Annotated in this window: 22 protein-coding genes; 19 read left to right on the top strand and 3 right to left on the bottom strand. The window is 27.0% G+C overall.

Annotation, left to right across the window (positions count from 1 at the left end):
* Positions 1 to 8: 8 nt before the first annotated feature.
* The 8 genes from hisC to AC11VW_RS14405 all read left to right on the top strand — a co-directional run bounded on the left by hisC (position 9) and on the right by AC11VW_RS14405 (position 5,574).
* On the top strand, positions 9 to 1,049 hold the full coding sequence (gene hisC / locus AC11VW_RS14440; RefSeq protein WP_484302134.1) for a histidinol-phosphate transaminase: 1,041 nt from the start codon (positions 9 to 11) through the stop codon (positions 1,047 to 1,049).
* Entirely contained in the window at positions 1,036 to 1,614 is a 579-nt protein-coding gene (gene hisB / locus AC11VW_RS14435; protein WP_484302133.1) for an imidazoleglycerol-phosphate dehydratase HisB, read from the top strand. Before hisC ends, hisB begins: the two co-directional genes overlap by 14 nt.
* Positions 1,615 to 2,217, top strand: coding sequence for an imidazole glycerol phosphate synthase subunit HisH (gene hisH / locus AC11VW_RS14430; protein WP_484302132.1), 603 nt, complete (start codon positions 1,615 to 1,617; stop codon positions 2,215 to 2,217).
* Entirely contained in the window at positions 2,214 to 2,933 is a 720-nt protein-coding gene (gene hisA / locus AC11VW_RS14425; protein ID WP_484302131.1) for a 1-(5-phosphoribosyl)-5-[(5-phosphoribosylamino)methylideneamino]imidazole-4-carboxamide isomerase, read from the top strand. The genes hisH and hisA overlap by 4 nt, the downstream gene beginning before the upstream one ends.
* Positions 2,915 to 3,670 carry an imidazole glycerol phosphate synthase subunit HisF gene (gene hisF / locus AC11VW_RS14420; protein WP_484302130.1) on the top strand — a complete coding sequence of 252 codons (756 nt, stop codon included), beginning with the start codon at positions 2,915 to 2,917 and terminating at the stop codon, positions 3,668 to 3,670. The genes hisA and hisF overlap by 19 nt, the downstream gene beginning before the upstream one ends.
* A gap of 9 nt (positions 3,671 to 3,679) precedes the next feature.
* On the top strand, positions 3,680 to 4,303 hold the full coding sequence (gene hisIE, locus AC11VW_RS14415) for a bifunctional phosphoribosyl-AMP cyclohydrolase/phosphoribosyl-ATP diphosphatase HisIE (protein WP_484302129.1): 624 nt from the start codon (positions 3,680 to 3,682) through the stop codon (positions 4,301 to 4,303).
* 44 nt (positions 4,304 to 4,347) lie between these two features.
* Positions 4,348 to 4,587, top strand: a complete 240-nt coding sequence (locus AC11VW_RS14410) for a GIY-YIG nuclease family protein (protein ID WP_484302128.1) — start codon at positions 4,348 to 4,350, stop codon at positions 4,585 to 4,587.
* A gap of 429 nt (positions 4,588 to 5,016) precedes the next feature.
* Complete coding sequence (locus AC11VW_RS14405; RefSeq protein ID WP_484302127.1) at positions 5,017 to 5,574, top strand: hypothetical protein; 558 nt, start codon at positions 5,017 to 5,019, stop codon at positions 5,572 to 5,574.
* Between the two features lie 67 nt (positions 5,575 to 5,641).
* Here the strand turns inward: AC11VW_RS14405 and AC11VW_RS14400 are convergent, their stop codons facing one another.
* Complete coding sequence (locus AC11VW_RS14400; protein WP_484302126.1) at positions 5,642 to 5,899, bottom strand: hypothetical protein; 258 nt, start codon at positions 5,897 to 5,899, stop codon at positions 5,642 to 5,644.
* Between the two features lie 224 nt (positions 5,900 to 6,123).
* Here AC11VW_RS14400 and AC11VW_RS14395 point away from each other — a divergent pair, with 224 nt between their 5' ends.
* The 3 genes from AC11VW_RS14395 (at position 6,124) to AC11VW_RS14385 (ending at position 9,102) form a co-directional block, all read left to right on the top strand.
* Complete coding sequence (locus tag AC11VW_RS14395) at positions 6,124 to 6,258, top strand: hypothetical protein (protein ID WP_484302125.1); 135 nt, start codon at positions 6,124 to 6,126, stop codon at positions 6,256 to 6,258.
* A 392-nt stretch (positions 6,259 to 6,650) separates the two neighbouring features.
* Entirely contained in the window at positions 6,651 to 7,682 is a 1,032-nt protein-coding gene (gene gap / locus AC11VW_RS14390) for a type I glyceraldehyde-3-phosphate dehydrogenase (RefSeq protein WP_484302124.1), read from the top strand.
* Positions 7,683 to 7,932: 250 nt separating this feature from the next.
* Positions 7,933 to 9,102: a CD0519/CD1768 family membrane protein gene (locus tag AC11VW_RS14385; RefSeq protein WP_484302123.1), complete on the top strand. Its 1,170-nt coding sequence runs from the start codon at positions 7,933 to 7,935 to the stop codon at positions 9,100 to 9,102.
* 226 nt (positions 9,103 to 9,328) lie between these two features.
* Here AC11VW_RS14385 and AC11VW_RS14380 read toward each other — a convergent pair whose 3' ends face one another.
* Positions 9,329 to 9,493, bottom strand: coding sequence for a hypothetical protein (locus tag AC11VW_RS14380; protein ID WP_484302122.1), 165 nt, complete (start codon positions 9,491 to 9,493; stop codon positions 9,329 to 9,331).
* Between the two features lie 220 nt (positions 9,494 to 9,713).
* On the opposite strand from AC11VW_RS14380, the gene AC11VW_RS14375 reads away from it, so the two are divergent.
* From AC11VW_RS14375 to AC11VW_RS14355, 5 genes are all read left to right on the top strand, one after another.
* Positions 9,714 to 13,955 (top strand): acyl-CoA dehydratase activase-related protein, encoded by a 4,242-nt coding sequence (locus AC11VW_RS14375; protein WP_484302121.1) that lies wholly within the window; start codon positions 9,714 to 9,716, stop codon positions 13,953 to 13,955.
* Between the two features lie 153 nt (positions 13,956 to 14,108).
* On the top strand, positions 14,109 to 15,419 hold the full coding sequence (locus tag AC11VW_RS14370; protein ID WP_484302120.1) for a YopA family protein: 1,311 nt from the start codon (positions 14,109 to 14,111) through the stop codon (positions 15,417 to 15,419).
* Between the two features lie 190 nt (positions 15,420 to 15,609).
* Positions 15,610 to 15,984 (top strand): GntR family transcriptional regulator, encoded by a 375-nt coding sequence (locus tag AC11VW_RS14365; protein WP_484302119.1) that lies wholly within the window; start codon positions 15,610 to 15,612, stop codon positions 15,982 to 15,984.
* 12 nt (positions 15,985 to 15,996) lie between these two features.
* Positions 15,997 to 16,848, top strand: a complete 852-nt coding sequence (locus AC11VW_RS14360) for an ABC transporter ATP-binding protein (RefSeq protein WP_484302118.1) — start codon at positions 15,997 to 15,999, stop codon at positions 16,846 to 16,848.
* Positions 16,849 to 16,854: 6 nt separating this feature from the next.
* Positions 16,855 to 17,496 carry an ABC-2 transporter permease gene (locus AC11VW_RS14355; RefSeq protein ID WP_484302117.1) on the top strand — a complete coding sequence of 214 codons (642 nt, stop codon included), beginning with the start codon at positions 16,855 to 16,857 and terminating at the stop codon, positions 17,494 to 17,496.
* A gap of 109 nt (positions 17,497 to 17,605) precedes the next feature.
* Here the strand turns inward: AC11VW_RS14355 and AC11VW_RS14350 are convergent, their stop codons facing one another.
* Positions 17,606 to 17,839, bottom strand: coding sequence for a hypothetical protein (locus AC11VW_RS14350; RefSeq protein ID WP_484302116.1), 234 nt, complete (start codon positions 17,837 to 17,839; stop codon positions 17,606 to 17,608).
* 141 nt (positions 17,840 to 17,980) lie between these two features.
* Here AC11VW_RS14350 and larE point away from each other — a divergent pair, with 141 nt between their 5' ends.
* The 3 genes from larE (at position 17,981) to AC11VW_RS14335 (ending at position 20,785) form a co-directional block, all read left to right on the top strand.
* Positions 17,981 to 18,790 carry an ATP-dependent sacrificial sulfur transferase LarE gene (gene larE / locus AC11VW_RS14345; RefSeq protein ID WP_484302115.1) on the top strand — a complete coding sequence of 270 codons (810 nt, stop codon included), beginning with the start codon at positions 17,981 to 17,983 and terminating at the stop codon, positions 18,788 to 18,790.
* Positions 18,791 to 18,799: 9 nt separating this feature from the next.
* Positions 18,800 to 19,945, top strand: a complete 1,146-nt coding sequence (locus AC11VW_RS14340) for a THUMP domain-containing class I SAM-dependent RNA methyltransferase (RefSeq protein WP_484302114.1) — start codon at positions 18,800 to 18,802, stop codon at positions 19,943 to 19,945.
* A gap of 69 nt (positions 19,946 to 20,014) precedes the next feature.
* A complete protein-coding gene (locus AC11VW_RS14335) occupies positions 20,015 to 20,785 on the top strand; it encodes a hypothetical protein (RefSeq protein WP_484302113.1) in 771 nt (256 codons plus the stop codon).
* Positions 20,786 to 21,026 lie beyond the last annotated feature (241 nt).

Raw genomic sequence — 21,026 nt, 5'->3', positions numbered from 1 at the left:
ATATAAATATGGATTTAGCAAAAGACAGCATAAAAAATTTAAAAAAGTATAATACAAACAAAATTCAATGCAAAATAAAACTAGATGCAAATGAAGGTAAAGGTTTATTATTTCAAGATATGTGTAAAAATTTTTCTGATTTTAATATGAATTTTTATCCAGACAATGAGGCATGTAATTTAAAAGAAGAAATAAAAAACTACTTAGGTGTAGATACTTCTAATATAGTGGTAGGAAATGGGTCTAGTGAAATAATAGATATTGTAATTAAGACATTTGTAGATAAAGATGAGTTTGTTTTGAGTTTTATTCCAACTTTTAGTATGTATTCAGCATATAGTCAAATGCATTCAGCAAAATTTGTAGGTGTTGAGTGCAATGAAAATTTTTCGGTTAACATAGATAAGTTAATTGAAAAATCAAATGAGATAAAGCCAAAAGTTATATTTTTATGCAACCCTAATAATCCAACAGGCTATTTATTAACTAAAACAGATATTAAAAAGGTTTTGGATAATACTAATTTTATAGTAGTAGTAGATGAAGCTTATATGGAATTTGCAGAGGAATCGATGGTTGGTGAGATTAATAACTATGATAATTTAGTGATTTTAAGAACATTTTCAAAGGCATTTAGCTTAGCAGCTATAAGAGTTGGTTATATGATAGCTAATGAATCTATAATAAATATAATAGAAAAAGTTAAATCTCCATATAATTTAAATACTATTTCTCAATTTATAGCTATAAATGCATTAAAAAATAAGGAGAGGGTTTTTGATTATATTGAAAATGTAAAAATAGAAAGAGACTATATATATAGAGAGTTAAATAAAATGGGAATAAAGGCTTATAAATCATATGGGAATTTTATATTTTTTAGTTGCAATATAGAAAATTTATTAAGAAAACTTGCTAATAGGGGAATATTAATAAGAGAATTTTCGGAAGAATTAAAAGGTTATTATAGAGTTACGGTAGGAGAGAAAAATGAAAATGAAGAATTTCTAAATACTTTAAAGGAGATAGTTTTAAATGAGAATAGCTAAAATAGAAAGAAAAACCCTTGAAACTGAAGTATTGGTAGAAATAAATTTAGATGGAAAGGGAAAAAGTGAAATTAATACAGGTATAGGTTTCTTAGATCACATGCTTACGCTAATGGCTTTTCATGGAAGCTTTGATTTAAAAATCAATTGTAGTGGAGATCTATATGTAGATGAACATCATACGGTAGAAGATATTGGAATAACACTAGGACAAGCTTTTAATAAGGCACTAGGTGATAAAAAAGGAATAAAAAGATATTCAAGTATTTATATTCCTATGGATGAAGCTTTATGCAATACAGTTTTAGATATAAGTAATCGACCTTATTTAGTATTTAATGTGAACTTTGAGAGAGCAAAAGTTGGAAATATGGATACTCAAAACTTTAATGAGTTTTTTAGGGCATTTGTGAATGAGTCTAGAATAACACTTCATATAAACCTTTTATATGGAGAGAATGATCATCACAAAATTGAGGCTGTTTTCAAAGCATTTGCAAGAATATTAAAAGAAGGAATACAAATAACTTCTGATAAAATATCATCATCAAAGGGGGTTTTATAAATGAACATAATAGTTGATTATGGATTAGGTAATATAGCCTCTGTATCAAGGGCTTTTGAGAAAGTAGGAATACAAACAAAAATTTCAAGTGACATAGATGAAATTAAAAATGCCAATTCACTTATTTTACCTGGAGTTGGAGCATTTAGAGATGCTATAAATTTATTAAATAATATGAATTTAGTGCCTGTAATAAAAGAACACGTAGAGAAAGGCAAATTTCTAATAGGTATATGTTTAGGAATGCAATTACTTTATGAAAAAAGCTATGAAAATGGTGAATATGAAGGATTAGGATTTATAGAAGGAAGTGTTAAAAAGTTAGATATAGATTTAAAAGTTCCTCATATGGGATGGAACAATCTTAAATTTAATAAAGATGATGAAATATTAAAGTATATAAAAGAAGATGATTATGTATATTTTGTACACTCGTATTATATAAATTCTTCAAATAAGGAACTTTTAGCTTATACAAATTATGAAGAAATAGTTCCGGCGATAGTTAGAAAAGGTAATGTTTATGGTATTCAATTCCATCCAGAAAAAAGTTCTGAAGTAGGACTTAATATATTAAAAGCTTATGGGGAGATGATAAAATGATAATATTTCCAGCAATAGATATAAAAGATAATAAATGTGTAAGACTTTCTCAAGGAGATTTTAACAAAGTAAAGACATATTCAAATGAACCCTTTGATATGGCCCTTAAATGGAAAAATGAAGGAGCTTCTTTCTTACACATAGTAGATTTAGATGGAGCTAGAAGTGAAGAAATAATAAATAAAGAATCGATAGAGAAAATAGCTAAGGATATAGGGCTACCTATTCAAGTAGGTGGAGGTATAAGAAGCGAAGAAAAAATTAAAAATTTCATTGATATGGGAGTAAAAAGAGTTATAATTGGAACCATTGCTGTTGAAAATAAAGAACTTTTAAAAGAATTGGTTTCAAAATATAAAGAGAAATTAATAGTTTCAATAGATGCTAAAGATGGAAAGGTAGCCCTTAGAGGGTGGGAAGTTATAAGTGAAGTAGATTCAATAAATTTATGCAAAGAACTTGAAGAAATAGGAATAAAAACAATAGTATATACAGATATATCAAAAGATGGAATGCTTGAAGGTCCTAACTTTGATATATATGAAATACTATCACAAAAAACTTCTTTAAATATTATAGCTTCTGGAGGTATAAGCTCTATAGATGATATAAAAAGACTTAAAGATATGAATATATACGGCGCAATAGTAGGAAAGGCTTTATATGATAATAAAATAGAACTAAAGGAGGTATTAAAATGCTTACAAGGAGAATAATACCTTGCTTAGATGTTAGAAATGGAAGAGTCGTTAAAGGAAAGCAATTTAAAGATATAGTAGATGTAGACAGCCCAGAGGCTTTAGGAAAATACTATAGTAATTGTGGGGCAGATGAACTTGTATTTTATGATATAACTGCATCAAACGAAGAAAAAAAAACATCTTTGGAATTTGTATCTAAGGTTGCAAAAAATATTAATATTCCGTTTTGTGTAGGTGGAGGGGTAAATTCAATTGATGATTTTACAGATATTTTGAGAAGAGGAGCAGATAAAGTATCTATAAACTCTTCTGCAGTTAAAAATCCGCATTTAATAAAAGAAGCTTCATTAAAATTTGGAGCACAGTGTGTAGTTTTATCTATAGATGCAAAAAAAAATGGAGACTCTTGGAATGTATACATAAAGGGTGGTAGAGAAAATACAGGATTAGATGCAGTGAAATGGGCTATAAAAGGTGTTGAACTTGGGGCTGGTGAAATAGTTGTAAATAGTATAGATGAAGATGGTATGAAAAATGGATATGACATAGATTTATTAAAAGAAATATCTAGTTCAGTAAATGTACCTATAATTGCATCTGGAGGAGCTGGAGTTATGGATGATTTTTACAATGCTATAAAGGATGCAAATGTAGACGGGGTACTAGCAGCTTCAGTATTTCACTTTGGAGAAATCAAAATAGCGGATTTAAAAAAATACTTAAGAGAAAAAGGTGTAGAAATTAGACTTTAGGAGGACGTTATGGATACTATTAAATTAATAGAAGGCATAAAATTTGATGACAAAGGATTAGTACCAGCAATAGTACAAGATATAAATACTAATAAAGTATTAATGCTTGCATATATGAATGAAGAATCGATAAGAAAAACATTAGAAGAAAAAATAGCTTGTTATTATAGTAGAAGTAGAAAAGAACTTTGGAAAAAGGGAGAAACATCAGGAAACATACAAAACCTAAAGGGATTTTATTATGACTGTGATAAGGACTCTATTCTTCTTTTAGTAGAGCAAGTAGGTGTAGCATGTCATACAGGAAATTACTCATGCTTTTTTAATGAAGTAATTGGATATGACAACCAAATTAATGCTGTAACCGACTTATATGAACTTATAGAAAATAGAAAAAATACTCCTGTAGAAGGTTCTTATACAAATTATTTATTTGAAAAAGGTTTAGATAAAATATTAAAAAAAGTTGGAGAAGAAGCTAGTGAAGTAATAATAGGAGCAAAAAACAAAAACAAAGAAGAAATGGTTTATGAAATAAGTGACTTGGTATATCACCTATTAGTGCTTATGGTAAATGAAGGTGTTAGTGTTAATGATATAAAAGAAGAACTTAAAAATAGAACCAAGAAGTAATATTTGATATAATAATATATAAATATAATTAAAGGATAGATACTATGCACTATATTTATATATTAGAATGTAATGATAAAACTTTTTATACAGGATATACAAATAACTTAGATAAAAGACTTGATACTCATAATAAGGGAAAAGGTGCTAAATACACAATGTATAGACTGCCAGTTAGGTTGATATACTTTGAAGAGTTTAATTCTAAAAGTGAAGCATTAAAAAGAGAATATGCAATAAAGAAGATGACAAGAAAGAAAAAGGAAGAGTTAATTAAACTGTAACCTATAGAATGGACAATGTAAAAAGAGTTCATTCTATAGGTTATTTTAAATAATTCAGATAAAGGTTCTAAATTTATTATAAGTACAATATACTTCAATTAATAGACTATATGTTTGTTAAATATGGCTTGTATATTTAATAAACATATAGTAATATTAGAAGTACAAATTAATAATGAAAAAGGTATTAAATATTTATAAAAAAATTGATTTAAGATATAGAAAAACTACTTTAGATAATTATTTAGAGAATAAAGATGTGTAAAAATAATTTTAAAAATGCATGGAAATACTAAATAGTAATTAAAATACCCTCTAAGTATAAGGTGAGATTAGAAATTATATGTTTTAATCTTATTTTACGCAAGGAGGTATTTTTATATTCTAAAAATGTATATTAGTATAATTCAATAAAAGGAGATCATAACAATGAAAAGAATAGATTTAACTAACAAAACTATAACTCTTTTAACAGCATTAAGTGTGTTATCAGCTGCATTAAAAATGAATATAGTATTTTTAGCACCTATAATAACTATAGCTATCCCTTATAAATTTATGAAATATAAGGAAGAATCAAAGTACAATGAAAATAGAAAAATATTAAATAATTTACTTTTATTTAACTTAGTTTCTTTTATGTTTGTATCTATTATAAGTAAAAATACGAGCTTAACAATATTTGATATGATTGTTAATATTCTTGTAGCATTTGTTTATTACAATCTAGTATGTTTACTACAAAGAAAACAAGAAAATATATATATAAATCCAGAAGCTATATATGAAAAGCTTAACACCAAGATTTATATGTTAGAAAAGCTAAGTGATAAAATGGAAGAGGAAATGGAAAATGCTGAAACAGAAAAAGATAAGACTTCTATTATGCTAAAAATAGATGCTATAAATCAAAAAATCAATCAAAGTAAAAGTCAATTAGAGATTATAAAAATGAAAATAGAGTCAAAAAATAATAACTTAAGATAGTAATTTAACAAATATATAAATAAAGTAGACTTCGGTAGCTAGTAACTAACTATTGAAGTCTACTTTATTATTTTATGTTATTTTTTATTATAGTATCTATGATTATATCTAAGTTTAGATTATTAGTATTTAAATTCTCTAGTTCAATTACATAGTCTTCAAATTCTACTTCTACATAAGTACTATGTTCATTTTGTTCATTTATATAATCTATTACCTTATATTCTTGTATTTCATCTTGTAAATACTCTTTTAGTTCTTCATACTCTTTTGGATCTATTTTTGTGTCTTTTGATTTATTACATTTGCAATTAGGGCATGACATGTTTAACAACTCCTCACTATATATACTTATTATATTTTAACTTTTGAATTAGATTTTGTAAAGGTCAACCTTTTATATTCTACCCATTATTATTACTTAAAACACTAGGAAATTAATAAAGGAATATAGTTAGTGATAAAAAATAAACTTTCGAATAATATTGACACAACACAGTATATTGTATACAATGTACTTATAGAAACAAAACAAAGGGAGAGATACATATGATATTTTTAACTAAACTAACAAACGCATTAAAAGGAATAAGTAATTACTTATTAGTAAATGAAAGAATTAACAGTCAAAGATGCTTGGCGAAAGATATAGATACTACAAAAACTATAATAGATAGTAAATAAACCCCCTAAAACTCAAAGATGTAAATGTAAAAAGGACATTATCTCAAAAGGATAGTGTCTTTTTTATATACTAAGGTATTTTATTCACTAATAGGATTACTATAAGTGGGAAAGTAATAGATTTCATATATTACCATGATAATACAAAAAAGATTACTGAGATTATATAAATGTGTTTTATAAATATAGTGTGGAACATTTATATATTATTTTTCTATTTACATACAACAAAAAAGATGATAATATATAAAGTGTACACTAATCAAATGAATAGTACACACTTTATCCAATATAAAGCATAAATAAAAACTAATAAAATATGTTGAGTTATAAGAATGATTCGTATACAATAATCATGAAAGCTCAGATTTTAGTCTAAGGGGGATTTAATTATGAAAATAAAAGTAGGAATGAATGGATTTGGAAGAATAGGAAGAGCAGTTTTAAGAATAGCAGGAGAAAGATTAGATGATAATATCGAAATAGTAGCTATAAACGCTAGAGCAAACGCAGAGACTTTAGCGCATTTATTTACATATGACTCATGCTATGGAACATTCAAGGGTGAAGTCGAAGTTAAAGACGAAAATACTTTAGTAATCGACTCTAAAGAAATAAAAATAGTAAGACACAATGATCCATCACAAATACCTTGGGGAGAGTTAGGTGTAGATGTAGTTATAGAATCTACAGGATTATTCACTCAAAGAGAAAAAGCTCAAAAACACATAGATGCTGGAGCTAAGAAAGTAATTATAACAGCACCAGGATCTAATGAAGACTTAACAGTAGTTATGGGAGTTAATGAGGACAAGTATGATAATGAATTACACAATATAATATCAAATGCATCTTGTACTACAAACTGTTTAGCACCGTTTGTAAAAATATTAGACGATGCTTTTGGAGTAGAAAAAGGGTTAATGACTACAATACACTCTTATACTAATGACCAACAAATATTAGACAAGAACCATAAGGATTTAAGAAGAGCAAGAGCAGCAGCAGAATCAATGATACCAACTACTACAGGTGCAGCAAAGGCTGTAGCAAAAGTATTACCTCAACTAGAAGGTAAGTTAAATGGATTCTCAGTAAGAGTTCCGACTCCAACGGTTTCTTTAGTAGATTTAGTATGTGAACTGAAGAAAGATGTAACAGTTGAAGAATTAAATAAAGCTTTAAAAGAAGCTTCAGAAACTAACTTAAAAGGTATATTAGGATATAGTGAAAAGCCACTTGTATCTGTAGATTATAAGCAAGATTCAAGATCATCTATAATAGATGCATTATCAACTATGGTTTTAGATAACAATATGGTTAAAGTAGTTTCTTGGTATGATAATGAGTGGGGATACTCAACAAGAACTGTTGATTTAGTAAATTATGTAGTTAGAAATATGAACTTGGCTCACAACGCATAGACAATGAAAAATAGAAGAAAGTTTCAATTTTAAATTGAAACTTTTCTTCTATTTTTTTTATTTTAATAACGATAATTTATAAATTGGTATACTATAAAATGAGTTTAGAATGATAAAAAATAAACAAAAATGAAGATTTATTATAGAAGAATATTTCTTTTTAATGTATAATTATATAATAAAAAATGATTATAAACTTAAGTTTATAAAATGAGTCAAAGTATAATATTTTATAAGGGGATGATTTAATATGGAGAAAAGTGTAACAAAAAGACAAGTCAAGTCTATAAGTATTGAAACTTTTATATTTATAACTCTTTTATTAGTAGGATTTGGTTATGTATCTAGCATTATGGGGGCTGGCATAATGTTTAAAGTAATAATGAATACAGCACATGATTTACTTCTAAACACAGTATTTTTAATAATGGCAATGGCAGTGCTTGCTGGAGCGCTCAGTGCGCTACTTTCAGAATTTGGAGTCATATCACTTTTAAATAAAATGTTTGCTATTTTTATGAAACCGTTATATGGATTGCCTGGAGCAAGTATAGCTGGAGCTATAACTACTTATTTATCTGATAATCCTGCTATAATATCATTTAGTAAAGATAAGAAATTTGTTCAATATTTTAAAAACTATCAAGTACCAGCTTTATGTAATTTAGGAACAGCTTTCGGTATGGGTCTAATTGTAACAACATTTATGATATCTCAAGGAAAGCAATATGTATTGCCTGCAATAATAGGAAATATTGGAGCAATAATAGGTAGTATAGTTAGTGTTAGGATAATGTTACATTTTACTAAGAAATTTTATAATTATGATAGTACAAAAAATAATATTAATGAAAATATAGAAAAATGTGAAGAATATAGAGAAATTAGAGATGGAAGCGTATTTCAACGAGTATTAGATACTATGCTAGAAGGTGGTAAGTCGGGAGTCGATTTAGGATTAGCTATAGTACCAGGTGTTTTAATTGTATGTACATTTGTAATGCTATTAACTTTTGGACCATCAACAGATCCAAATACAGGACAAGCTATTTATACAGGCGTTGCATATGAAGGTATAGCTCTTCTTCCTGTAATAGGAGAAAAACTTAGTTTTATATTAGAACCATTATTTGGATTTACATCAGCAGAGGCTATAGCATTCCCAATAACTTCACTGGGCGCTGTTGGTGCTGCAATGAGTTTAGTACCTCAATTTATAGCAGATGGTGTAATAACGCCTAATGATATAGCAGTATTCACAGCTATGGGTATGTGTTGGAGTGGATATTTAAGTACGCATGTCGGTATGATGGATGCTTTAAATGCAAGAGAATTAACAAGTAAAGCTATATTTGCACATACCATAGGTGGTATTTGTGCAGGGGTAGCATCTCACTTTATATTTATGATTATAGGATAAGTATATAATTATTACTAGAACGAAATTTAGTTAAAGATATGAATGTAAAATTAATAAAGTTTTAGCATTAAGTAAATAATTAAATAAGTTTTGTTATTATAAATAGACTTGAATTGGAAAATTCAAGTCTATTTTTTACTAAGTACAGAGTTAATTAACGTGCCAATTAATTTTGAAAACTCAAATTTTAATGATTAAAATACTATTGATGATTAAATTATCTTTGCTATTTTTTACGAGGCTTTACAGGTCTAGCTGTATTTTGGCTAACAGAGCCAGTTTTAGCAGGTCTTAATTGTGGATCAATATTAAGTTCTTCTGCAAATTCTAAACTTGTATTAGCTATATTTTTAGATTGCTTTGGTTTTTTTAAACTTTTATTCTTTGCCATACATTCCTCCTATGATATAAATTTTCTAACAATAATAATTTAACCCAAATAAGCATCTTATATTCTAAGTTATAAACATTACATCGAATTATAAAAATATGTGTAAAACAAATTATACTACATATAAATATGACTCAAAGCATAAATGTTAATAGTAGGTAATATACTTCTTAAAACATTACAATAGTCAAATACATTTATGCATTGTGGGGGGATATAAATGGAGGAATTATTTCGTATAGGCATTGATATCGGATCAACAACAGTTAAAACAGTAGTACTTAATAATAAAGATGATATAGTGTATAAAGAATATAAACGACATTATTCTGATATAAAAAAATCTGTAAAAGAAGTACTAGTTAATATTTATGGTAATTTAGGAAACTCAAAAATAACTATTGTGATAACAGGTTCAGGAGGAATAGACATATCAAAAAAAATTGGTGTGAAATTTGTTCAGGAAGTTATATCATCTACAAAGGCAATAGAATATTTTTATCCTCAGACAGATGTAGTCATAGAACTTGGTGGAGAAGATGCAAAAATAACGTATTTAAGTAACGGAATAGATCAAAGAATGAATGGTATATGTGCAGGTGGAACAGGTTCATTTATAGATCAAATGGCTTCTCTTTTACAAACAGATGCAATAGGTCTTAATGAGCTAGCCAAGGACTATAAAGTAATTTATCCTATAGCATCAAGGTGTGGTGTATTTGCAAAAACAGATATTCAACCACTTATAAATGATGGAGCTAAAAAATCAGATATAGCTATGAGTATTTTTAATGCTGTAGTTGTGCAAACTGTAAGTGTTTTAGCTTGTGGAAGAAAAATTAAAGGAAAAATTGCATTTTTAGGTGGTCCGCTATACTTTTTATCTCAACTTATAGTAGCTTTTAAGAAAGTATTAAACTTAGATGAAAAAGATATAATACTTCCAGAAAATGCTCAACTTTATGTAGCTATGGGAGCGAGTTTATTATCAGAGGAAGAAGAAAATATAGATTTAAAAACTTTAATAGATGAAATACAAAATTTAGATAAAGATAATTTTGATAATGTAAATAAATTAGAGCCATTATTTAAAGATGAAAATGAATATAAATATTTTGTAAAAAGACATGAAAAAAATAATGTTTTACATAAAAATATAAAATATTTTACAGGAAATTGCTTCTTAGGAATAGACGCAGGATCTACAACAACAAAGGCTGTATTAATAGATGAAGAAGGAAACTTACTTTATTCTCATTATAGTAGCAATGAAGGCAGCCCATTAGAAACAATTATAAATGTTATGAATAAAATATATGAAGTCTTGCCACCAAAAATTAAAATAGTATCATCTACAGTCACAGGCTATGGAGAAGGATTGATAAAAAAGGCATTAAAAGTAGATTATGGAGAAATTGAAACCATAGCGCATTATAAATCAGCTAAATTTTTTAATAAAGATGTAGATTTTATACTAGATATCGGTGGACAAGACATGAAATGTCTAAAAATAAAAAATGGCGTCATAGATAGTATCATTTTAAATGAAGCGTGTTCATCGGGATGTGGTTCATTTTTAGAAACTTTTGCAACTTCCTTATCTATGAATATAAAAGAGTTTTCAAATAAGGGAATATATTCAAAGTATCCTGTAGATTTAGGATCAAGATGTACTGTGTTTATGAACTCTAGAGTTAAGCAAGCTCAAAAAGAAGGAGCTAGTATTTCGGATATATCAGCAGGATTATCCTATTCAGTTATAAAAAATGCATTGTTTAAGGTTATAAAAATAAGAGATATAAATGATATTGGAGAACACATAGTAGTTCAAGGTGGTACATTTTATAATGATTTAGTTCTTAGAAGTTTTGAAAAATTAATAGGAAAAGAAGTTATAAGGCCATCTATATCAGGAATAATGGGAGCATTTGGAGCAGCATTAATTTCTAAGGAAAAATATGAACAAGGATATGAAACTAAGCTTTTAAATAAAGAACATCTTAAAAATACAAGTTTAGACGTTAGTGTAAAAAGATGTGGAGGGTGTTCTAATAATTGCTTATTAACTATAAATAAATTTTCTGATGAGGAGGTATTTATATCAGGAAATAGGTGTGAAAAGGGAGAGTTAATACATGACAGTAAGAGAAGTCCAAATAATCATAAAAATATAAATTTATTCAAATATAAATATAATAGACTTTTTAGATATAAATCATTAGGAAAAAAAGAAACTATAATGGGGAAAATTGGAATACCGAGAGTTTTAAATATGTATGAAGATTATCCATTTTGGCATACGTTTTTCACAGAACTTGGCTTTAGAGTAGTATTATCAGATAGATCATCAAAAGATATTTATGAAAAAGGAATCACATCTATAGCATCTGAAACAGCCTGCTATCCAGCTAAAATAGCTCATGGACATATAGAAAATTTAATAGAAAAAGGAATAAATCATATATTTTATCCATGTATAACAAATGAGAAGAAAGAAGATACTTTTGCAAATAATCATTATAATTGTCCAGTGGTTATATCTTATTCAGAAGTTATAAAAAACAATGTTGAAGAATTAAGAGAAAATAATATTACTTATATAAATCCATTTATAAGTTTAAATAATAAGGAAAAATTAAAAAGTAGATTGTATGAAGAACTTTCAAAATATTTTGATGAAATATTAAAAATAAATGTAGAGAAAGCAGTAGATAAAGCAACTAAAGAACAAGAAAACTTCAAAAAAGATATACAACAACAAGGAGAAAAAGCTCTTTTAGAAATAAATGAAAAAGGGTTAAGAGGAATAGTTTTATGTGGTAGACCTTATCATGTAGATCCAGAGATAAATCATGGAATACCAGAACTTATAAACTCTTTAGATATGGCAGTGCTTACAGAGGACTCTATATGTCATCTTGGTCATGTAAAAAGACCTTTAAGAGTTGTAGATCAATGGGTATATCATTCAAGATTATATAGAGCAGCAAGTTTTATTAAAGAACAAGATAATTTAGAATTAGTTCAATTAAATTCTTTTGGATGTGGAATCGATGCAGTTACAATAGACCAAGTTCAAGAAATACTAGATGAAAGTTCAAAAATTTATACAGTTATAAAGATAGATGAAGGAAATAACTTAGGAGCAGCAAAAATTAGACTAAGATCATTAAAAGCAGCAGTAAGAGAAAGAAAATTAAATGATAGAAATAAAATGTATATAAAAAATAAAGAAATAGAATATATAAAAGGCGAATTAACTACAAAACATACTATTTTAGCTCCACAAATGTCTCCTATACATTTTCAATTTTTTGAAAAAGCTATTAACTTGAGCGGATTTAATATAGAAATCTTAAATAGCACAGATGTTAAGATAATAGAAGAAGGATTGAGATATGTAAATAATGATGCTTGTTATCCAGCTATAATTGTAATAGGTCAAATAATAAGTGCTCTAAAATCAGGGATGTATGATTTAGAAAATACATCCGTTGCAATAACTCAAACTGGTGGAGGATGCAGAGCAACAAATTATATAGGTTTTTTAAGAAAAGCATTATATGATGCAGGATTTAAAAATATACCTGTAATATCATTAAGTGTAAATGGAATTGAAAAGAATGGACTTATAAAAAATATACCTTTTAAATTAATAAATAGAATTTTCATGTCAGTAATATATGGAGACTTACTTATGAAGGGGCTGTATAGAGTAAGACCATATGAAAAACATAAAGGAAGTAGTAATGCTCTCTATGAAAAATGGGCTCTAATATGCAAAGATTCTTTAGAAAAGGCGAGTATACCTACTTTTATGAAAAATATAAAAGATATAGTTTGTGAGTTTGATAATTTAGAAATATTGGATATAAAAAAGCCAAAAGTAGGATTAGTAGGAGAGATACTAGTTAAATTTCATCCACTTGCAAATAATTATTTAGTAGATATTATAGAAAGTGAAGGTGGAGAAGCTGTAGTACCAGAACTTATAAATTTTTTCTATAGTTGTTCTTTAAACACTGTATATAAGTATAAGTATTTAGAAGGAACTTGGTTAAATAAAGAAATTGGAAAGACTGCTATATGGATTATGGAAATGTATCAAAAGACATACAAGGAAGAACTTAAAAGAAGTAAAAGATTTACATGTCCTAATAGTATAAATCATTTAGCAGAAAATACTCAAAATGTAATATCTATTGGAAATCAAACGGGAGAAGGATGGTTACTAACTGGTGAAATGATAGAGTTGATAGAAGATGGCGTAAATAATATTATATGTATGCAACCATTTGGATGTTTGCCAAATCATATAACTGGAAAAGGTCAAATTAAAGAATTAAAAAGAATTTATAATAAAGCTAATATAATTCCTATTGATTATGACCCTTCAGCTAGTGAAACTAATCAGTTAAATAGAATAAAGTTAATGCTTTCAACTGCATTTAAGAATTTATAAGCCTTCTAGTCTATTTACTAGAAGGTATTTTTAATTAAAGTAAAAAATATAATTTCAAAATAATAAATAATTAATTCTTGGCTAAACTGCATATTGTCTACTCTATTATGATATAATGATATAGTATTATAAGAAAGTAAAGGTGGGCTAGCTATGAAGGTAGTTAATAATGCTATATCATCGGACTATTTGAGGTATAAGGTAGACGAAGATATTAGTATTTATGAAGGAAGATTTTGCATTTATTTAGATAAAAAATATAAATGCAGTGGAATAATATATTACAAAATGACACCTCCAGTATCTATAAATTTTAAAGCTCAAATACTATTTGTTGAAGATGAAGATGAAGATGAAGATATTGATTTAGAGTTAGATTATGATAACGCTATACTTGAAATATATGGTTATAAGCCTATATCTGTAACAATAAATACTATAAATGATTTTAATATAGAAGGATATACAAATGATAATTATATAAAGTCTAAAAATTCTTACGTAGAATATATTGATTTTCATGTGGTTAATTTAGATAAGTTTCCTGGAATGCTTATAAAACACGTGGATAAGTTGTTCGCAGGGAGAATACAATTTGATATAAATGATTTTACTATAACAATAGATAAAAGATATGATTATAGGAAAGAATTAAATGACGAATTAAAATCAAAATCGGGTACTATAATAACCCATATTGGAAGAATAAAAAGGAAAGATGGCAAGTTATTTAGAACAAATAATATGCTAGATTTTTTAGATAGAATATCATCAGCGCTTAGTTTTATGTGTGGAAGGTATGTTGGTATATGTTTAGCAAAAGGATATCAAAATAACAATAATGTATTTAGACTTTGGAGAGAAAATATAATAACTCCATTTAAATTTGTTCCTACATGGACAAACACACTTGCAAATCATCACAACATAGAAAAATATATGGCTCTTATGTGCAAAAAATTAGAAGATGGGTATTGTGGTCCAGTAATTAAAAACGTTGTTGATTGGTACATAGAATCACTTGGAGAAATTACAATAGAAAATAATATAATATCTATACAAATAGCACTAGAAACATTATCATATATGATATTAGTAGAACAAGAAAAAATATTGTCTGATCAAGAGTTTGATTTAAACAGTGCATCTAAAAACATCAAGATGGTACTAGATATATGTAAGATTCCATATGGAAATGATGAACTTGATTTGTTTGATGATTGGATAAAATCAAGATTTGAAGATGGTGTAGACTTAGTAATTTATCTTAGAAATAAAATAGTACATCCAACAAGAAGAGATAATAGAGCTACATTAAGTATAGAGGATATGTGGAATATAACTCAAATTGGAACAAAGTATGTAGAGTTAATAATACTAGCATTTATAGGATATAAAGGCGAATATTCTAATAGACTTAAGGAAATATGGTTTGGCGAAGTAGAAGTAGTTCCATGGAACTAAATAATTAATTATTATAATATAGTTAAATCAATTAAAGGAGGTATTATGCCTTCTTTTTTTGTGTTTAATTTATAATTTTAATAGTAAATGTAAAATAAAAACTATAGACTAAGTGTAATATAAGTGTTATTATGTGTATATATACTATATACACACTATATATACAGTGTGTGAAAATCGAGGTGATAAATTGAATATAAATATAAGTAATTCTTCAGCAGTACCTTTGTATGAACAGATACAAAATCAAATTAAAGCTCAAATATTAAATGGAGATTTAAAACCAGGCGAAATATTACCTTCAATAAGAAATTTAGCCAAGGAGATAAAGGTAAGTATAATAACTACAAAAAGAGCTTACGAAGAATTAGAAAAAGAGGGTTTTGCAGAAACTGTTACAGGAAAAGGGACTTTTGTAGCACATCAAAATACTGAAAGACTAAAAGAAATGGCTATGTATGAAATTGAAAGCAAGCTAGAAGAAATAATAAGGCAAGCTAAATCTGTGGGAGTAACTTTAGAAGAAGGACTAGAAATATTCAAAAGTATTTATGAAGAAGTATAAGGAGGTTTGGGTGTGAACGCTATAGAGATTAGAGATTTAAGTGAAAGATTAAATGAATTTGAATTAAATATAGAAAATTTAGAAATAAAAAAAGGATTTATAACAGGTTTTATAGGTCCTAATGGCGCAGGGAAAACAACTACTATAAAATTGATTATGAATATGCTATTTAAAGATAGTGGAAGTATAAAAATATTTGACAAAGAATATAAAGCAGATGATATAAGTATAAAAGAAACTATTGGATATGTAGGAGAAATACCTGGATATGTACCTGAATCGAAACTTAAAAGTATAAAAAAAGGAATATCTATTTTTTATAAAAATTGGGATGAAAAATTATATAAAAAGTACTTAGAAAGATTTAAAATAAATGAAAATAAACCATACAAAGAACTTTCAAAAGGACAACAAAAGAAATTTGAACTTATAATGGCACTTTCTCATCATCCTAAATTAATAATAATGGATGAACCAACAGCAAACTTAGACCCTTTAGTTAGAAATGAATTTTTAGAAATATTACAAGAACACATAGAAAAAGAAGAAGCAACTGTGTTTTATTCAACACATATAACTTCAGACTTAGATAAGGTGTCTGATTATTTAGTATTTATATATAATGGGAGAATAATAGTTCAAGGGGAAAAAGATATTATATTAGAAAAACACAGAATTATAAGAGGAAATAGAGAGTTATTAGATGATGATACAAAGAAAGAATTAGTATCCTTCAATGAAAATTCTTTTGGATTTGATGGATTAACTTCAAATGTTAAATCTGCTTATGAAATATTTGGGCAAGAAGTTATTTATGATAAAGCAAACTTAGAAGATATATTAATGTATTATACAAGGGGGTAAAAAATTATGAATAATATTATAAATCTTACAAGAATGAGTTTTTCAAATTTAAAATATCTACTTAAACAACAATGGCTTGCGTGGGCTGTGTGGGTAGTTGTTCCTATATTTAATCCGAGTTTTTTGTATATGGTATTTGGAATGATAGTACTTTTAACAACATATCAAATATTAACATATGAAGATATGAACGGTATAGATAATTTAATAGCAACCCTTCCAGTTAAAAGAAAAGAATATGTAATATCTAGATATTTAATTGGCATTATATCTATATTAATAGCGACAACTATAACTTTAGCAATATGTTTCATAGCATCAAAAATAAGAAATATAGATGTGCCGTTAGAAATATTAATAGGAACAGGAATAACAACAGTAATAGTTGCTATAGGTATTGTAATACCAGCTGTGTTAAAATATGGAGCAAACAAAGGAAAAGTAATATCAATAGTTGTTATGGTTATAGCAATGGCACCTGCATTTATAACACCAGAGATAATTTCAAACCGACAGTTAATGAAATCATTATATAAAATTGTTGATAGTATGGGAATGCCGTTAATATTAGCGTTATTTAATATAATAGTATTAGCGGCTTCTATGGGGATTGCAATAAGAATATATAACTCTAAGGAAATTAAATAATTATAAAAAATAAACGTATAATTTAATAGATGTATATATAAAAGATAGCGTACATAATGTACGCTATTTTATAATGCTAAGGTATTATAAATTATTCGAAATAAAGAATTTAATTTTCCTTAATATATATTTTAGGTATGTACATAGTAATACCTTCTAAATCAACAATGCTATCATAAATAAGCTTACTATTAAGTGCTACATCATTATTATCTAATTCTAAAGTTAAAATAACCTGAGAATAAGATAATATATCTAAGATATTACTATTTTCCCTAAACTTTAATTTGATATTTTTGTTGCATCTAAGTAAATTTTGTAAGATGTCATAATTAATATTCACTGTCATCACCCCTAATAACTTTAATAATACAATAATTACCCATAAATTTCAAATTTGAATCGGCATACACGAAATTAAAGTTTGATTTATATGTGTATATTTTATATAATTAGTTTATTATGCTTTTATGGAGGTAATTATATGGAAGTAAGTAAAAAACTAGAAAAACTTAAAGCTAGACTTATAGAATTAGAAAGTGTAGCAGTAGCATACTCAGGTGGAGTAGATAGTAATTTTTTACTTAAAGTAGCAAAAGATACATTAGGAGATAATGCTATTGCAGTAACCCTTCATGCTATGATGCACTCTGATCGAGAAATCGAAGAAGCTAAACAATATGCTAATGAATTTGATGTTAAACATGTTGTAGTTAATGTTGATAATTTTGAAGTAAAAGAGTTTATACAAAATAACGCAGATAGATGTTATCACTGTAAAAAAGCAGTATTTGATACAGTAAAATCAGTAGCAAAAGAGCATAATATAAAGTATGTAGTAGATGGAACTAATTTAGATGATTTAGGTGATTATAGACCGGGACTTAAAGCATTGAGAGAACTCAATATAATTAGCCCCTTAAAAGAATGTAACTTAACTAAGGAAGATATAAGAATTTTATCCAAAGAAATGAAACTTGAAACCTTTAATAAGCCAGCTTTTGCATGTCTTGCAACTAGAATCCCATATGGAGTGAAAATCACAAAAGAGGCGCTTAGAAAAATAGAAAAAAGTGAAGACTATTTAATAGAATTAGGATTTAATCAATTTAGAGTAAGAGCTCATGAAGATATTGCAAGAATTGAAGTAGGAAAAGATGAAATACATAAATTCTTTAGTGAAGATAAACTAGATAAAACAAATAATAAATTAAAACAAATTGGATTTAAGTATGTTACCTTGGATATGGCAGGATATGAAATGGGCAACATGAATAAGGCAATACAAAAATAGGAGGAAGACATGAAAAATTATACATTAATATCACCTTGCTTTTTTGGTATGGAAAAAATGTTAGCGAGAGAAATAAAAGATTTAGGGTTTGAAATAATAACAACAGAAGATGGAAGAATAACATATAAAACAGAAGAAGATGGGATAGCAAAAGCTAATATGTGGCTTAGATGCGCAGAAAGAGTAAATCTTAAAATTGCAGAGTTTGAAGCTAAAAGCTTTGATGAATTATTTGAAGGAACTAAAAGAATTGATTGGGCAAAATATATACCATATGGAGCGCAGTTCCCTGTTTCTAAGGCATCTTCAATAAAATCAAAGTTATATAGTACACCAGATATACAATCAATTGTAAAAAAAGCAATAGTTGAAAGTTTAAAGAAAAGTTATTTAGAAACAGGACTTATAAAAGAAGATAAAGAAAAATATCCAATATATGTTTTCATACATAAAGATAAAGTAACATTATCTATAGATACGACAGGAGATGCTCTTCACAAAAGAGGATATAGAGAGAAAGCTAATAAAGCACCTATAAGAGAGACATTAGCAGCAGGTATAATGTATTTAAATCCATGGAGACCAGGAAGAACACTAGTTGACCCTATGTGTGGCTCGGGAACCCTTTTAATAGAAGCAGCAATGATGGGAATAAACATGGCACCAGGACTTAATCGTAATTTCATATCTGAAAAGTGGAGAACTATAGAAAAAAAGATTTGGTGGGATATAAGAAAAGATGCCTATGATAAAATAGATGAGGATGTTAAATTTAAAATCTACGGATATGATATAGATGAAGAAGCTATAGAAATAGCAAGAGAAAACGCTGAAATAGCAGGAGTAGAGGAGTACATAGAATTTGGTGTAGCAGATGCTCTTGACTTTAAAAGTGATGAAGAATATGGATTTATAGTTACAAATCCACCATATGGAGAAAGACTTGAAGATAAAGAAAGTGTACAAAGTCTTTACAAGAATTTAGGATATACTTTTAAAGAACTTAAAAATTGGTCTTACTACTTAATAACTTCATATGAAGAATTTGAAAATGAATTTGGAAAAGAAGCGGATAAAAGAAGGAAACTATACAATGGTATGTTAAAAACCAACTTGTACCAATATATAGGGCCAAGACCTCCTAAAAAAATTTAATAAATCAATGATATTTACCCCCTTAATATAATATACATAACATAAAGAGTATTTTAAGGGGGTGTTATAATGTTTAGAATGAATGGAAAGAACCGTAAAAAGTCATCTAAAGAAAAAAATCCTAATCAAGTTGGAAAAACTTCTGAAAATAAACAAAAATATCAAGAGGATTTTAATGAAATAATATTAAATGATTTAGTACCAGAAGAAAAAAGAAGTGATTTTGGATTAGATAGTGTAGAAGAGTCAAAACCTAAAAAATCAGGTGGACTAAAGTTGAACTTAGGATTAGGTGGCAAGAAGTCAGCGTCTAAGGGAAAGAAATCATCTTCAAATTCAAAAGATGCAACTAATAAAAAAACTAAACAAACTAAACAAAGTAAAAATAGTAGTAAAATGGATAAAAGCAAACAAGAAAAACCAAAAGAAAACAGTAAAAAAAATAGTGATAATCACGTAAGTAAAGACAAAGGTTCAAACAAAATAACTAAAAAACCTAAATCATTACAAAGTAATGCTAAAGAAATAAAGGAAGAATTAAGTCAACCAATAGAACAAAATAATAATAATAAAACAAATATAGGACTTAAGAAAAAAAGAATTAAGCAGTCGATTAAAGAAAAAGATAGTGAAATAAAAAGAAGTATAGATGAAAATAATGAAAATTATACAAGTGAAAATAATTTTGACTCAGTTAATTTTAGAGGAATGGAAGAATTAGAAGAAAAACTATTAGAAGCAGTAGTAGAAAAAAAACAAGAAGAGATTAAGGTTGAAGAACCAATAAAAAATAGATTAGGAAATTTAGTTTGGTCAGATGATAAATTCCCTAAAAAATAAATAAGAATATTAAAAGATAAAATAAAAACGTATGAAAGTAAATAAATCATATAAATAGTGTTAAAATATAAATGAAAGCTTAGTGATAAATGCTAGGCTTTTATTTTGCTTAATTCCATGAAAAAATAGATGAAATAAGGGAAAAAATATCAAAAAAATACTAAAGAAGAGGTAGATTATATGAATATTAAAGAAGTATTTAATGAAGTTAATGAAATTTTATTAAAAAGTATGAAACCTT

The sequence above is a fragment of the Romboutsia sp. genome (assembly GCF_056995035.1).
This window is presented reverse-complemented; position numbering and strand designations above follow the sequence as displayed.